Below are 13,114 nucleotides of genomic sequence, written 5' to 3'. Positions count from 1 at the left end.
TTAGTGGCAGACCGTCTTAAGCTCTTGTCGAGCCTGCGAAATTTGGAGCGGGCGATCGGGATCGAACCGACGACATTCAGCTTGGGAAGCTGACGTTCTACCACTGAACTACGCCCGCCTGCGGGCAGGCATAGCAAGCCTTCCCGGGGTTTGTCCATGCCGGGGCGGTCGGGCCGGCGCCCTTCAACGAAGCGGGCGATTGTGCGCGCTTGCGACTTGCGGCCGGCTTCCCTCGCCCGTGTCGAGGGCGGCTTCGAGCTGGTCGATCAGGGCCCTGAGTGCCGCCGGCAGCGGCGCGTGCAGCGTGTCGTGATAGACATGCGCGAGCTCGCGGCCGAGCCTGCCCAGGAGCATGGCGTCGCACCGCGTCTCGAAGGACGCGTCCGAGGAGAACGAGGTCTTGCCGCCGGTCCGCATGCCGGATGAACGGCATGGTACCCAGAGAGTTTCAGCTCGGCCGCAAATATCGAGAACTTTTCTGGGGAAAGCGACTGCCCGCCGATCCCGGGACCGGCGGATCACAGCCCGAAAGGATACAGGTCGCCGCCGCCGCGCTGCGGCGCGACGGGGAGCGGGGTGACTGCCTTCGTCTTCTCGAACCAGACGAAGGCATCGAACTGCTCGGGCAGCACGGCTTCGAAATAGTGGCTCGCGAGCTCGCTCTGCGGCCGGTACACGACGCCGATCGCGCGCTCGAGCCGCGAGGCGGACAAGGTCTGGCGAAGCTCGGCATCCTGCCGCCAATCGGTCAGCGCGGCCGGCAGGCCTGCCTCCCGGAAGACGCGCTCGTGGCTGTCGGCCCGGGCGGGAAGGACGTTCTTCACCCGCATCGGCTCGTCCCAGTCGTCCGCAGCCGCGACGGTTCCCCGATCCGTGCCGAAGCCGATCAGCACGGCCCCGTCCCGGTAGGCGATGCGGCAGAGCTCGCCGATGTTGAACTCGCCCTGCCAGCCCATCGCGGTCGCGGTCGCATTGCCGATATGGGAATTGTGCGCCCATACGACCGCCCGCGCCTCCGCTCCGCCCGCGGCGAGCAGGCGCTCCAGCGTGTCGAACATGTGCCGGTCGCGCAGATTCCAGGACTCCGTCGAGCCCTGGTACATGACCCGGTAATAGTGCTCGGCCGCCCGCGCGATCCGGGCATTCTGCACGGCGTCGAAGAAGTCCTCCTCGCCCGACAGGCGCGCATAGGCGAGGCGGTTCTCCAGAAGCTCGTTCAGCTGGTCCAGCAGCGCCTGCGCGCAGGGTTTCTTGTCGCCATTCAGCACCGCCCGGCCGTAGCGGCCGGGGTCGGCGAGCCAGGGCGAAAGGCAGCCGTAGCGCCCGCGCGCATCCCTGGCCTCCTCCGGATCGACCCGGTCGAGGTATTGCAGCACGGTCGCGATCGAGCCGCCGAGCGAATAGATATCGAGCCCGCGGAAGCCGATGCGCCTCTCGGCCGGCAGCTCGCGGTTGTGGGCGTGCAGCCAGGTGATGAAGGCATGCACCTCGGCGTTGCGCCACATCCAGGTCGGAAAGCGCGTGAAGGGCGGGCCATCGGCCGTGGGCCGCTCGCGCCCGCGCACGAAGGCATCGATATGGGCGGCGTCGGGCCAGTCCGCCTCGACCGCCACGATCGTGAAGCCGTGCCGCTCGATCAGCCGCCGCGTGATCGCCGCGCGGGCACGGTAGAACTCGCTCGTGCCGTGGGTCGCCTCCCCGAGCAGCACCACCCGGGCATCCGCGAAGCGGTCGAACATCGCCCCGAAGGCCGGATCCTCGATGTCGGGCAGAGGCTCCGCATGGGCCCGCACGGCCGCGATCTCGGCCTCCGGCACCCTGTCCCGATCCCGCCCGCGCAGCCGCAGCCCGTCCATGGCAGCCCCTCCCGAGGAGGGCGAAACCGCGGCGCCCGGCGACCGTTCCCGTCGGATCGGACCGAGCGGACTACTCCTTCACGGCCCCCGTCATGGACGAGACGTAGTGCTCGACGAAGAACGAGTAGAGGATGACGACCGGGAGGGAGCCGATCAGCGCGCCGGCCATCAGGGCTCCCCATTCGTAGACGTCCGAGCGGACGAGTTCGGTCAGCACGCCGACCGAGATGGTCTTGTTCTCCGAGGACTGGATGAAGGTGAGCGCGTAGATGAACTCGTTCCAGGAGAGCGTGAAGGCGAAGATGCCAGCCGAGATGAGTCCCGGCACCGAGAGCGGCAGCAGGACCTTGAACAGGATCTGCAGCCGGGACGCACCGTCGACGAGGGCGCATTCCTCGAGCTCGTAGGGGATCGAGCGGAAATACCCCATGAGGAGCCAGGTGCAGAACGGGATCAGGAAGGTCGGGTAGGAGAGGACCAGCGCGAGCTTGGTGTCGTAGATGCCGAGCCGGAACACCATCGCGGCAAGCGGGATGAACAGGATCGAGGGCGGGACGAGGTAGGCGAGGAAGATGGCGAGGCCCGTCGTGCGCGAGCCCTTGAAGCGCACGCGCTCGATCGCATAGGCCGCCATCACGGATGCGACGATCGACAGGAAGGTCGAACCGACCGAGATGATGATCGTATTCCAGAGCCAGGCCGGATAGGTCGTCGTCCAGAGATAGCGGATGTGTTCGAGCGTCGGCTGCACCACCCAGAACGGGCTGTAGTTCTCGTAATCGGTGAGCTGCGCGTTCGGCTTCACGGCGGTGATCGCCATCCAGTAGAACGGAAACAGCAGTACGAACACGAAGACCGCGAGCGGCAGATAGACCAGCGCAACCCGGCGCGGCAGCCGGTCGAGATAGCTCATGCCCTCCGCGTCGTCCGCGGGAAGCGAGCGTGACATCCTGGCCATCAATCGGCTCCGCCCTGCTGCCAGCGCCGGCGCTGAAGGCCGAAATAGGAGAACATGATCGCGGCGAGCAGGAACGGGATCATGGCGACCGCGATCGCCGCTCCCTCGCCGAGCTGCCCTCCGGGGATAGCGCGCTGGAAGGACAGCGTCGCCATCAGATGCGTCGCGTTGAGCGGCCCGCCGCGCGTCAGCACGTAGATCAGCTGGAAGTCCGTGAAGGTGAACAGGACCGAGAAGGTCATCACCACCGCGATGATCGGGGTCAGCATGGGAAGCGTGATGTTCCGGAACCGCTGCCAAGGCGTCGCGCCGTCAAGGGTCGCCGCCTCGTGCAGCGAGGGGGGGATCGTCTGGAGGCCGGCGAGGAGCGAGATCGCCACGAAGGGGATGCCGCGCCAGACATTGGCCGCGATCACGGCGGCACGGGCATTCCAGGGATCGCCGAGGAAGTTGATGTTGCTGTCGATGATCCCGAGCTTGATCAACGCCCAGGACACGATCGAGAACTGCGCGTCGTAGATCCACCAGAAGGCGATCGCGGACAGCACCGTCGGAACCACCCAGGGAAGGAGCACGATCGCGCGGAAGAAGGCCTTGAAGGGCAGCCGCTCGTTCAGGATCAGCGCGAGCCAGAGCCCCAGCCCGAACTTCAGGACGGAGGCGACGGCCGTGTAGAAGATCGTGTTGAAGATCGAGAGCCGGAAAACGCTGTCGTCGAGGAGAAGCTCGTAGTTCTCCAGCCCCACATAGGTCCCAGCCCGGCCGATCCGCGTGTCGGTGAAGGCGAGCCAGACCCCGAGACCGAGCGGATAGGCCAGGAAGACGAGCAGGATGAGCGCGGCCGGCGCCATGAAGAGAATGCCGAGCGCGTTGCGGCTCTGGCCGAGGCCCCAAACGGGCCGGCGACCCGCCCGGTCTTTCGTCCCGGCCGTGCCGGCCAAGGCAGCATTCGCCATGTCGGCGTCCTCCCGGCGGACAAAGCGGCCCGCACCTACCTGTGGCGCGGCGCCTCGCCCCTAAAGAATCGGGCCACCGCGGAGGCACTCCGCGGTGGCCGGGCGTCGAACTCAGCGTCAGGCGTTGCGATAGAAGCGCGTGGCGCGCTGCTCGGCGCGGCGGGCGGCCTCTTCGGGCGTCCGGGAGCCGGTTGCGGCCTCCGCCATCATGTCGACGAGCACGTAATCGGCCATCGTGGAGGCGGATGCGGGACCGAGCGGGCCGGCATAGCCGTTCGGCCGGAGCGTCTCGGACGCCCTCGCATAGGCGGCGTGGTTCGGGTCCGACGTCCAGACGGGGTTGTTCGCGAAGGCCTTGAGCGGCTGGCAGCAATAGGCCGATGAGGCGGTGATCCAGGCGTTCATCTGGGGCTCCTCGAAGATGAACTTCAGGAAGGCCTTGGCCGCGTTCGGGTATTTGGTGTGCCTGAACAGCACGGTCGAGGTGACCTGGTGCAATTCCACGGACTGGCCGACCGGTCCGATCGGGAAATTGGTTGTCCTGATGTCCCTCGCCATGTCGGCGAGCTTCGGGTCGTTCTTGGCCGCGTAGTAGAGCGATACCCCGTTGGCGGTGACCGAGACCTGACCTGCCAGGAAGGCCCGGTTGTTGTTCACGTCGAGCCAGCTCTCCGTGCCCGGAATGAACGTCTGGTACAGCTCCCGCACGTAGCGCAGCGCCGCGATGGTCTCGGGAGAGTTGATCGTGACCTTCCCGTTCTCGTCGACCATCTTGCCGCCGTGGCTCCAAAGGACCCAATGCGCGAAGTTGTTGCCGTCGCCGACGCCGTGCCCGAGCGTGAACCCGGCCGGCGTGCCTTTGGCCTTCAGCGCCTTGCAGAGGGCCAGGAACTCGTCCGTCTTGGTCGGGAAGGTCGAAAAGCCCGCATCCTTCACGTGCGACTCGCGATAGCAGACCGCATTGGCGATGGTCGCAAGCGGCAGGCCGATGAACTTGCCCTCGCGCGTCTTCGTGTAGCCCTCCAGGCCCGGATACCAGCCGCCGTACTTGCCGCCGAGATAGGTCGCGAGGTCCGTGACGTCGACGAGCTTGTCCGGGTACTGGAAGGGATCGTCGAACCAGACGAGGACGATGTCCGGGCCGGATCCGACATTGGCCGCGACCGCAGCTTTCGGCCGGATATCCTCCCAGCTCTCCTTGTCGATCCGGACCTGCACGCCCGTCTGGTCGGTGAACTTCTTGGCGTTGGCGAGGAAAGCGTCCTCTTCGCCCTTCACGAAGGGCGACCAGCGCAGGATGCGGAGTTCGGCTCCCTGCTCAGGCTTGTAGTTCGGCTCCGCAGCCTGGGCGAGGGCAGGCGTCCGGCTCAGGAACGGCGACGTCGCGGCCAGACCGGCCGCGCCCGTCAGAAGAAGGTCGCGCCTGTTCATTGTCATCGCAGCTTCACTCCCTAGGTTTTCTTCTGTTCTGAAGTCTTGCCTCAGATCCGCTGTCCGCTCTCCCGGTCGAAGAAGTGCGCCGACGCGGTGTCTGGACGGATCCGAATCGTTTCGCCGGGCTTCGGCAGAACGCGCTCGCGGAACACGCAGGTGAGCTCCTGGCCACCTGCCTTCAGGGCGAGAAGCGTTTCGGAGCCGGTCGGCTCGACGACGACCACCTCGACCGGGACGCCGTCTTCCGCAACCCGGAAATGCTCCGGGCGGACCCCGAGCGTCACGGGGCGGCCGTCGGACGCAGGAGGCGCGCTGTGGCCGAGCGGGATCTCGATCCCGCTGTCGCCGACGAATGTCGCCTGACCGTTCGTCCGGATCCTGCCGTTGAAGAAGTTCATCGCAGGGGACCCGATGAACCCCGCGACGAACAGGTTCTGCGGCTTGTCGTAGAGCTCGAGAGGCGCACCGATCTGCTCGACGACGCCGTCATGCATGACCACGATCCGGTCGGCCATGGTCATGGCCTCGATCTGGTCGTGCGTCACATAGACGGTGGTCGTCCGAAGGCGCTGGTGCAGCTCCTTGATCTCGGTCCGCATCGCGACGCGGAGCTTGGCGTCGAGGTTCGAAAGCGGCTCGTCGAAGAGGAAGACCTGCGGATCGCGCACGATGGCGCGGCCCATGGCGACGCGCTGGCGCTGACCGCCCGAGAGCTGGCGCGGATAGCGGTCGAGCAGGGCGCCGAGGCCGAGGATCTGCGCGGCCTTGGCCACCCGGGTCTCGATCTCGGATTTCGGCGCCTTCCGGAGCTTCAGGGAGAAGGCCATGTTCTCCCGAACCGTCATGTGCGGGTAGAGCGCGTAGTTCTGGAACACCATGGCGATGTCCCGCTCCTTGGGCGGGACGTCGTTCACGACGCGGTCGCCGATGCGGATCTCGCCGCCGGAGATGTTCTCGAGCCCCGCGATCATGCGCAGCAGCGTCGACTTTCCGCAGCCGGAGGGGCCGACGAGGATGACGAATTCCCCGTCCTGGATGTCGACGGAGACGCCATGGATGACGCGCGTCGAACCGAAGGCCTTCTGCACGTCCCGGATGCCGACCGACGCCATGCCACCTCCCGTATCGCAGCCGCTTCGCGAAAAGAGCGGCCTTGCCTTGGCGTAGCACAGCCGCAGGAGCATGCGGAAGCCGGAGCCCCTCATGCTTTCGGACGCAGGCCCTAGGGGCCGTGCTTGACTCCTGAATGACGGCATGGGCCGAATCCGGTCCATGGCGAGCCGGAACGAGCGCACACGGCAGGGGCCTCCGGTCTCCGGCATTCTCGTGGAGTGCCTGTCCTGCGGCCGGCGATCGGCGATCGGCCGGGACGATGACGGTCTCGGCGACATCCCGCTCGTCCAGTTGACGAGGCGCCTCAGATGCTCCGAATGCGGCTCGCGTGCCGTGAAGGCCGCCCGGATCGAGACGCCGCGCGACCTTGCGCGCTTGATGCGGGCGCGCATGGGATCGAGCCGCGCCTGAACGCCCGACAAGAGCGCGCCGCCGGCGCGCCACATCCGAGGAGAGCCCGTTGACGAGCGTACCCGTCCTGATGCCGGCCCAGATGCCGCCCGTCGTGATCGAGGGGCTGGAGCGGCAGTTCACGCTGCACAAGGCCTGGGAGGCGCCCGACCGGGAGGCCTTTCTGCGCGAGGTCGGCCCGACGATACGGGGAATCGCGCTCGGCGGGCACACGAAGGTGGACGCGGCGTTCCTGGACCGTTTCCCGAAGCTCGAGATCGTGTCGAGCTTCGGGGTGGGCTACGATTACATCGACGCGGTCGAGGCGGGGCGGCGCGGGATCATCGTCACGAACACGCCCGACGTGCTGACGGACGAGGTGGCGGACCTGACCGTCGGGCTCCTCATCGCCACCATCCGCCAGCTCCCGCAGGTCGACCGCTATCTCCGCGAGGGCCGCTGGCTGGAGAAGCCCTACCCGCTCACGGCAACGCTGCGCGGCCGCAAGGTGGGCATCCTGGGGCTCGGCCGCATCGGCAAGGCGGTGGCAAAACGGCTCGAAGCCTTCGGCCTGCCGATCAGCTATCACGGCCGCAGCCGGCAGGAGGACGTCGCCTACGATTACTATCCCACGCTCGTCGGCCTCGCGGAGGCGGTTGACGTGCTGATCTCGGTCGCGCCGGGCAGCGCCGAGACGGACCGGATGGTGAATGCCGAGGTGCTGCGCGCGCTCGGACCGAACGGCGTCTTCGTCAATGTCGGCCGCGGCAGCGTGGTGGACGAGCCCGCGCTGATCGAGGCGCTCCGCTCCAAGACGATCCTCACGGCCGGCCTCGACGTCTTCGCGGACGAGCCCCGCGTGCCCAAGGAGCTGATCGAGATGGAGCACGTGGTGCTCCTGCCCCATGTCGGCTCGGCCTCGGTCGAGACCCGGCGCGCCATGGGCCAGCTCGTGGTCGACAACCTCGTCTCGTGGTTCGCCGGCAAGGGCCCGCTCACGCCCGTGGCGGAGACGCCCTACAGGCGCTGAACGGCGTCATCCGGGCTCCCCGGGAACCTGCGCGGCCCTTGCCGGTTTTGGGGCGCAAGGGGCGACCAACACGCCAGGGAACGACAGCGAAAAATGAAGAAGATGCTGATCGGCTTGGCTGCGCTTATTGCAGCCGGTCTCGCGAATACGACGACGGCCGAAGCGGCGCAGGGTTGCGGCCCGGGCTGGGGACGCGACGCCTTCGGCTTCTGCCGTCCGTTCAAGCCAGGGCCGGTCTATGGGCCCTACGGATGGTACGGCCCGCGCTACTACCGTCCCGTTCGGTACGGCTGGTATGGGCCTCGTCACTACCGGCCCGTCCGATACGGCTGGTACGGTCCGCGCTACTACAAGCCCTACCGGCCGGTCATCTCGGTCGGGTTCTACGCACCGCATCCGGTATTCTGGTGATGCGACGTGGCGGCGGCCCATCCGCCGCCACATCCTTTTCAGGCGGGCAGCCTTCCGCCGAGTTCGTCCTCGACATAGACCCGGATGATCTCGTCGAAGCTCCGCTCCGCCCGGAAGCCGAGCGCCTCGGCGCGCCTCGCCGAGAAGGTCTCGGGCCAGCCCTGGACGATGCGGATGATGGTCTCGTCGGGCTCGCGTCGGATCAGGTTCGCGACCCGGTCGCCTGCAACGCGCCGCAGGGCCGCGATCTGCTCGCCGACCGTCGCGCAGAGCCCCGGCATGGTGAGGTTGCGCCGCGCCCCGAGCCGGGCCGTATCCATGCTGGCCGCGTGCATCAGGAAGCCGATCGCGGCGCGGGGCGAGGCATGCCAATGCCGCACCGTCTCCGGCACCGGCAGCACGGCCTCCTGCCCGTTCAGCGGCTCGCGGATGATCCCGGAGAAGAAGCCGGAGGCGGCCTTGTTGGGCTTGCCCGGCCGGACGCAGATCGTGGGAAGCCGGATTCCGATTCCGTCGAAGAAGAGGCGGCGCGAATAATCCGCGAGCAGCAGCTCGCCGATCGCCTTCTGCGTGCCGTAGCTCGTGAGCGGCGTCGTGTGGAACTCGTCATGGATGCCGTCCGGCGGGAAGGGCGCGCCGAAGACCGCGATGGACGAGGTGAAGACGAGCCGCGGCCTGTAGCCGTCCCCGACAAGACGGATGGCCTCGAAGAGCTCGCGCGTCCCGTCGAGATTGACCCGGTAGCCCTTCTCGAAATCGGCCTCGGCCTCCCCCGACACGATCGCCGCGAGATGGAAGATCAGGTCCGGCCGGTCCGCGACCAGCTTCGCGGCCTGCCCTGCCGCGGCAAGATCGCCCGCGACCGTGTCGGCCGGGACCGATCCGCCCGGGGCCGTGGGCTCGACCATGTCGAACAGCGTGAGGCGGCTGATCGGGCGGCCGCCGACCTGGCCGTCCGCGAGGAGCCGGCCGACGAGCTTGCGGCCGATCATGCCGGCCGCACCGAGAACCAGGATGTGCATGGGACCGCTCCCTCCGGCCGCAGTCAGAGCGACCAGCCACCGTCGACGAGATGGATCTGGCCCGTCGTGAACTTCGATTCGTCCGAGGCGAGATAGAGCGCCATGTAGGCCACCTCCTCCGGCGTGCCGAGCCGGCCCATCGCCTGGCGGTCGATGAACATCTGGCGAACCTCGTCCAGGCTCTTGCCGGTCGCCTTGGCCTGCGCGGCGATGCGCTCGTCCAGGGACGGCGACTGGATGGTGCCCGGGCAGATCGCGTTGGCCCTGATCCCGCGCCGGATGAAGTCGATCGCGACCGCCTTCGTGAGCCCGATCACGGCGGCTTTCGTGGCGCCGTAGACGTAGCGGTTCGGTGCCGCCTTCACCGAGGAGGCCCCGGACGCGATGTTGATGATGGAGCCGCCTCCCCGCTCCAGCATGCCCGGCAGGAAGGCCTTGATGGTCCGGTGCATCGACTTGACGTTCAGGTCGAAGGAGAAGTCCCAGTCGCGGTCGGACGTCTCGAAGACCGTGCCGGCATGGACGTAGCCGGCGGCGTTGACGAGGATGCCGATCGGGCCGGTCTCCTTCGCGAGCGCATCGACGGCTTCGGTGGACAGCGCATCGAGCTTGCGGGTCTCGGCGGCGCCGAGTCCGGCGAGCTTCGCCGGATCGAGGTCGGTCGCCCAGACCGTGGCGCCTTCCCGCACGAACGCTTCCGCGATGGCGCGCCCGATCCCCTGACCCGCAGCCGTCACCAGCGCGGTCTTGCCCTCGAGCCTTCCGGCCATGCGTCGTCTCCCGAGCTATGGTTCTATGTGCTTGACCATGTGGACGACCTGCCGCCCGTCGGGCAGCTCTTCCGTCCGCTCGACCGCGTAGCCCCTGCGGCCGTACCAGTCGACGTTTTTCGTGAGCGCCGCGCCCGTATAGAGGCGGAGCGTCCCGAGCCCGAGCGCCTTCGCCCGTGCTTCGGCCGCGGACAGGAGCTTCCGGCCGATCCCGGTATCCTGGCGCGAGGGCTCGACCGCGACGCTCCATATCTCCAGGTCATCTGCCCTCGGTTCAAGCGCCAGCGTGCCGGCGAGCCCGCGCTCGTCCTCCAGGAGCCAGGTCTCGTAGCGGGAGAGCACCTCATCGGGCCCGATGAGCAGCGGCAGCGGCTCGCGCCCCAGGATCTCGCGGTTTTGGGCGAAGGCGGCGCGGTGCACCGCGTCGAAGGCTTCCACGTCGTCCCGCCCGGCCCGCCGCAGGACGGCGTCGCCCGCCCGGAGGGTGGGAGAATTGATCGTGGACAGCGACACCCGCTGCTCCCCGGAATCGAAATTGGCCGGATCGAGCCAGCGCTCAAAGGCGCGCCTGCGGGCCGGCCACTCCTCCTCCGTGATCGAGAACCAGGCGGTGTCGCGCGAGCGCCCCTTCACGATCATGTGGCTGCGGAAGGTGCCCTCGTAGGTGAAGCCGTAGCGCGCCGCGGCGCGCCGGGACGGTGCGTTGAGCGCGTTGCACTTCCATTCGTAGCGCCGGTACCCGAGCTCCTCGAAGGCGTGCCGGGCCATGAGGTACATGGCCTCGGTCGCCGCGACGCTGCGCTGGAGGGCAGGCGTGTAGAGGATGTTGCCGACCTCGATCACGCGGTGGGTCGGCTCGATCCGCATGAAGGTGGCGTGGCCGACGGCCTCGCCCGTCTCCCTGTCCACCACCGCCAGCGCGAACGGATCCTCGGCCGCCGCCATCGCGGCCATCAGGCTGCGGAAGCCGGCGAAATCGGTCGGGGGCGGCGGCGAGAGATAGAGATAGAGCTGCGCCGGATCGCCCGCCTCGACCGCGCGGAACAGGGCCGCGGCATGCTTGTCCGGATCGAGCCGCTCCAGCAGCACCGTCCGCCCCTCGAGCCGGATATTGGGCGCCGGCCGCCGCGCCGGCGTGGCGGTCACCTCGGGGCCGATCGGAAGGCGGGTTTCGGGATCGGTGACGGCGCGCATGGCGGGGCTCCTCGGCTTGCCGGCAGGCAGGCGGGCGGGGGGCGCGGATCAGCCTGCGAGGACGGCCTTCTGCTTCGCGACGAGCTCGGATACGCCCGCCTTGGCGAGGCGCAGCAGCGCCAGGAGCTCGTCGTCCGTGAAGGGCTTTCCCTCCGCGGTGCCCTGAACCTCGACGATGCCGCCCGAGCCCGTGATGACGAAATTGGCATCCGTCTCCGCGGCCGAGTCCTCGACATAGTCGAGATCGAGCACCGGCGTCCCGGCATGGATGCCGCAGGAGATCGCCGCGACATGGTCCTTCATCGGATCGACGGAGATGATGGAGCGCTCCCGCATCCAGGCGAAGCACTCGTGCAGCGCGATCCAGGCCCCCGTGATGGAGGCCGTGCGCGTCCCGCCGTCCGCCTGGAGCACGTCGCAATCGATGGTGACCTGGCGCTCGCCCAAGGCCGCGAGGTTCACGACGGCACGCAACGAGCGCCCGATCAGGCGCTGGATCTCCTGCGTGCGGCCGGACGGCCTGCCGGAGGTGACCTCGCGTCGCGTCCGCTCGTGCGTCGCTCGCGGCAGCATGGCGTATTCGGCCGTGACCCAGCCCCGTCCCGACCCGCGCAGCCAAGGCGGGCCGCGTTCCTCAAGCGAGGCCGTGCACAGCACCTTGGTGTTGCCGAAGGACACGAGGCAGGAGCCCTCCGCATAGCGCGCCACGCCGCGCTCCAATGTCACGGGCCTGAGTTCGTCCGGTCGGCGCCCTGAAGGCCGCATGCCTGTCTCCTGTGGGATCGGGGGTCCTTACGGGCTCGCCTCCCGGGCGGCAAGCCGCACCTGAGTGCCCTTGCGGCGGCCCGAACGCGACGGCACATAGTCCGGCTGACATGAACGCACCGACCGTCCCGCCCTCGCCGCCGACCCGCGCGATCGCGGAGCTGAACGAGCGCTCGCGCGAGATCTTCCGCCAGATCGTCGAGAGCTACCTCGCCACGGGCGAGCCGGTCGGCTCGAAGAACATCGCCCGCATGCTGCCGATGACCCTCTCCTCGGCCTCGGTGCGCAACGTCATGGCCGACCTGGAGCAGGCCGGGCTCATCTTCGCCCCCCATACGAGCGCCGGCCGCCTGCCGACCCAGTACGGGCTTCGCTTCTTCGTCGACGCGCTGCTCGAGATCGGCGACGTGGCGGCGGACGAGCGCGACCGCATCGAATCGCAAATGCGCGCGGCCGCGTCCCGCCACACCTTCGAGACGGCGCTCGCGGAAGCCTCGTCCATGCTCTCCGGCATCTCGCGCGGGGCGGGCGTCGTCGTGACCACGAAGACGAATGCGCGGCTGAAGCATATCGAGTTCGTCCGGCTCGATCCGGGCCGGGCGCTGGTGGTGCTCGTCTCCGACGACGGTTCCGTCGAGAACCGGCTCCTCGACCTGCCGCCCGGCCTTCCCGTCTCGGCGCTCGTGGAGGCGTCCAACTATCTGAACGCCCGGATCGCCGGGCGCACGCTGCCGGAGCTGCGGGCCGAGCTGCAGCAGCGCCGCGCCGAGATGGAGCGCGAGCTCGACGAGCTCACCGCAAGGCTCGTCGATGCCGGCCTCGCCACCACGGTCGGGGCGGCCGAGGGGCGCCAGCTCATCGTCCGCGGCCAGGCGAACCTTCTCGAAGACCTGCGCGCGGCCGAGGACCTGGAGCGCATCCGCCTCCTCTTCGCGGATCTGGAGACGCAGACGGACGTGATCGACCTCCTCACCCGCGCGGACGAGGGCGAGGGGGTGCGCATCTTCATCGGGTCGGAGAACCGGCTGTTCTCGCTCTCCGGCTCGTCCATGATCGCCGCGCCCTTCCGCGACGGTCAGCAGCGCGTCGTGGGCGCCGTCGGCGTCATCGGCCCGACCCGGCTCAACTACGCCCGCATCGTGCCGATGGTCGACTTCACGGCCCGGGTCGTATCGCGGCTGCTGGAAGGGGGACGGTAGTCACTCGGCGGCCAAC

The 13,114-nt window shown here is 68.5% G+C and carries 14 protein-coding genes and 1 tRNA gene; 4 read left to right on the top strand and 11 right to left on the bottom strand.

Features of this window, described 5'->3' with window-relative positions; genetic code table 11:
* Window positions 1-43: 43 nt before the first annotated feature.
* From HJG44_RS03230 to HJG44_RS03200, 7 genes are all read right to left on the bottom strand, one after another.
* Window positions 44-118, bottom strand: a tRNA-Gly gene (locus tag HJG44_RS03230).
* Between the two features lie 65 nt (window positions 119-183).
* Window positions 184-417: a hypothetical protein gene (locus HJG44_RS03225; RefSeq protein ID WP_171216870.1), complete on the bottom strand. Its 234-nt coding sequence runs from the start codon at window positions 415-417 to the stop codon at window positions 184-186.
* Window positions 418-518: 101 nt separating this feature from the next.
* Window positions 519-1,856, bottom strand: coding sequence for an erythromycin esterase family protein (locus tag HJG44_RS03220; protein WP_171216869.1), 1,338 nt, complete (start codon window positions 1,854-1,856; stop codon window positions 519-521).
* Window positions 1,857-1,926: 70 nt separating this feature from the next.
* Entirely contained in the window at window positions 1,927-2,814 is an 888-nt protein-coding gene (locus HJG44_RS03215; RefSeq protein WP_171216868.1) for a carbohydrate ABC transporter permease, read from the bottom strand.
* Complete coding sequence (locus HJG44_RS03210) at window positions 2,814-3,770, bottom strand: carbohydrate ABC transporter permease (RefSeq protein WP_171216867.1); 957 nt, start codon at window positions 3,768-3,770, stop codon at window positions 2,814-2,816. Before HJG44_RS03210 ends, HJG44_RS03215 begins: the two co-directional genes overlap by 1 nt.
* Before the next feature lie 117 nt (window positions 3,771-3,887).
* Window positions 3,888-5,207 (bottom strand): ABC transporter substrate-binding protein, encoded by a 1,320-nt coding sequence (locus HJG44_RS03205; RefSeq protein WP_171216866.1) that lies wholly within the window; start codon window positions 5,205-5,207, stop codon window positions 3,888-3,890.
* A 44-nt stretch (window positions 5,208-5,251) separates the two neighbouring features.
* On the bottom strand, window positions 5,252-6,316 hold the full coding sequence (locus HJG44_RS03200) for an ABC transporter ATP-binding protein (protein WP_171216865.1): 1,065 nt from the start codon (window positions 6,314-6,316) through the stop codon (window positions 5,252-5,254).
* Between the two features lie 160 nt (window positions 6,317-6,476).
* On the opposite strand from HJG44_RS03200, the gene HJG44_RS03195 reads away from it, so the two are divergent.
* The 3 genes from HJG44_RS03195 (at window position 6,477) to HJG44_RS03185 (ending at window position 8,148) form a co-directional block, all read left to right on the top strand.
* A complete protein-coding gene (locus tag HJG44_RS03195) occupies window positions 6,477-6,728 on the top strand; it encodes a hypothetical protein (protein WP_171216864.1) in 252 nt (83 codons plus the stop codon).
* Window positions 6,729-6,777: 49 nt separating this feature from the next.
* A complete protein-coding gene (locus HJG44_RS03190) occupies window positions 6,778-7,737 on the top strand; it encodes a 2-hydroxyacid dehydrogenase (protein ID WP_246736003.1) in 960 nt (319 codons plus the stop codon).
* A 93-nt stretch (window positions 7,738-7,830) separates the two neighbouring features.
* Complete coding sequence (locus HJG44_RS03185) at window positions 7,831-8,148, top strand: GCG_CRPN prefix-to-repeats domain-containing protein (RefSeq protein ID WP_171216863.1); 318 nt, start codon at window positions 7,831-7,833, stop codon at window positions 8,146-8,148.
* Window positions 8,149-8,186: 38 nt separating this feature from the next.
* Here the strand turns inward: HJG44_RS03185 and denD are convergent, their stop codons facing one another.
* The 4 genes from denD to rph are packed head-to-tail and all read right to left on the bottom strand — an operon-like array spanning window position 8,187 to window position 11,899.
* A complete protein-coding gene (denD, locus tag HJG44_RS03180; protein ID WP_171216862.1) occupies window positions 8,187-9,170 on the bottom strand; it encodes a D-erythronate dehydrogenase in 984 nt (327 codons plus the stop codon).
* 23 nt (window positions 9,171-9,193) lie between these two features.
* On the bottom strand, window positions 9,194-9,940 hold the full coding sequence (locus HJG44_RS03175; protein WP_171216861.1) for an SDR family oxidoreductase: 747 nt from the start codon (window positions 9,938-9,940) through the stop codon (window positions 9,194-9,196).
* A 15-nt stretch (window positions 9,941-9,955) separates the two neighbouring features.
* Window positions 9,956-11,134: a GNAT family N-acetyltransferase gene (locus HJG44_RS03170; protein ID WP_171216860.1), complete on the bottom strand. Its 1,179-nt coding sequence runs from the start codon at window positions 11,132-11,134 to the stop codon at window positions 9,956-9,958.
* A gap of 48 nt (window positions 11,135-11,182) precedes the next feature.
* Window positions 11,183-11,899, bottom strand: a complete 717-nt coding sequence (rph, locus tag HJG44_RS03165) for a ribonuclease PH (protein ID WP_171216859.1) — start codon at window positions 11,897-11,899, stop codon at window positions 11,183-11,185.
* Window positions 11,900-12,009: 110 nt separating this feature from the next.
* Here rph and hrcA point away from each other — a divergent pair, with 110 nt between their 5' ends.
* The gene (gene hrcA / locus HJG44_RS03160; RefSeq protein WP_171216858.1) at window positions 12,010-13,098 is read left to right on the top strand and encodes a heat-inducible transcriptional repressor HrcA; all 1,089 of its coding nucleotides are present in this window, start codon (window positions 12,010-12,012) and stop codon (window positions 13,096-13,098) included.
* Window positions 13,099-13,114: the final 16 nt, after the last annotated feature.

This window comes from Enterovirga aerilata, from assembly GCF_013044135.1.
GTDB lineage: Bacteria > Pseudomonadota > Alphaproteobacteria > Rhizobiales > Beijerinckiaceae > Enterovirga > Enterovirga aerilata.
The sequence above is the reverse complement of the archived record's forward strand: the minus strand, read 5'-3'. Positions and strand labels throughout refer to the sequence as shown.